This window comes from Amycolatopsis sp. WAC 04169, from assembly GCF_003947535.1.
In the GTDB taxonomy this organism is placed as follows: domain Bacteria; phylum Actinomycetota; class Actinomycetes; order Mycobacteriales; family Pseudonocardiaceae; genus Amycolatopsis; species Amycolatopsis keratiniphila.
This window is the reverse complement of the sequence record NZ_QHJI01000031.1, coordinates 1-1,249: the sequence shown is the minus strand read 5'-3', so window position 1 is coordinate 1,249 and position 1,249 is coordinate 1. Positions and strand designations below refer to the sequence as shown.

3 protein-coding genes are annotated in these 1,249 nt (G+C 66.4%); all 3 read left to right on the top strand.

What is annotated here, in order from left to right:
• The first annotated feature begins 43 nt into the window (after positions 1-43).
• The 3 genes from DMC61_RS40790 to DMC61_RS40780 are packed head-to-tail and all read left to right on the top strand — an operon-like array spanning position 44 to position 1,211.
• On the top strand, positions 44-331 hold the full coding sequence (locus DMC61_RS40790; protein ID WP_158634184.1) for a transposase: 288 nt from the start codon (positions 44-46) through the stop codon (positions 329-331).
• The gene (locus DMC61_RS40785) at positions 328-672 is read left to right on the top strand and encodes an IS3 family transposase (RefSeq protein ID WP_125695763.1); all 345 of its coding nucleotides are present in this window, start codon (positions 328-330) and stop codon (positions 670-672) included. The genes DMC61_RS40790 and DMC61_RS40785 overlap by 4 nt, the downstream gene beginning before the upstream one ends.
• Positions 669-1,211, top strand: coding sequence for an IS3 family transposase (locus DMC61_RS40780; protein WP_370456457.1), 543 nt, complete (start codon positions 669-671; stop codon positions 1,209-1,211). Before DMC61_RS40785 ends, DMC61_RS40780 begins: the two co-directional genes overlap by 4 nt.
• Positions 1,212-1,249: the final 38 nt, after the last annotated feature.

Below are 1,249 nucleotides of genomic sequence, written 5' to 3'. Positions count from 1 at the left end.
GACACCTTGATTCCAGACAGGGGTCTGGAGGGAGGATGTCCTGGTGTCCCGCAGGTCGAAGTATCCGGAGCAGTTCCGTCGTGACGCCATCGAGCTGGTGAACTCCAGTGACCGGCCGTTGCGGCAGATCGCCCGCGAGCTAGGCGTCAACCACGAAACCCTGCGTTCGTGGGTGACTGCGGCCAGGCAGGCCGCCGACGCCGGGCCGGTGGAGGATCCCGCGGTCACCGACGAGGTCCAACGACTGCGGAAACAGGTCGCTGAACTGCAGAAAGAGAAGGAGATCCTGCGCAAAGCAGCCGCCTATTTTGCGCGCGAGATGGATCGATGACCTACCGCTACCGATTCATCTCCGAACACCGCACCGAGTTCGGTGTCCAGCGGTTATGCCAGGTCCTCGGGCTGCGCCGGCAAGGCTTCCACGAATGGGTCGCCGCCGAAACGGCCCGGGCCCGGCGAGCGGAAGCCGAGACCGAACTAGTCGCACTGATCACTGAGATCCATGCCGAACACCGTGGCGCCTACGGGGTTCCGCGGATCACCGCCGAACTGCACCGCCGCGGCCTCGCGGTGAACCACAAGCGGGTCGAGCGGCTGATGCGTGAACACGGCTGGCCGGGATCACCCGCCGCAAACGCCGCTCGACAACCCGGCCCGCAGCCGCGCCGGTGACACCGGTGGCGGATCTGATCCGCCGCGACTTCACCGCACCGGCGCCGGGGCTGCGCATGGTCGGGGACATCACCTGCCTGCCCACCTTCGAAGGCTGGCTCTATCTGGCCACGGTCATCGACCTGCACACCCGCGAAATCGTCGGGCACGCCATGGCCGAGCACATGCGGACCGACCTGGTCTGCGACGCCATCGACCTCGCCGCCGCCCGCGGCTTCATCAACGATGACGCGGTGTTTCATTCCGACCGCGGGGTCCAATACACCTCGGGCCAGTTCCGGGCCGCGCTGGCCGAGCAGAAGATCCGGGCGTCGGTCGGACGGGTCGGATCCTGCTACGACAACGCGGTCGCCGAAGCCTTCTTCGCCACACTGAAAACCGAGATCGGTGCCACGATCTGGCGGACCCGCAGCCAGGCCCGCCAGGACGTGTTCACCTACCTGCACTACTACAACCACACGAGACTGCACTCCACCATCGGCCACAACACCCCAGCCGAAACCCGAACCAACCACTACCATCAGGCCTCTGCCGCCTGAAACCCCGTGTCCGCCTCACCGGGGCAACTCCACACGCG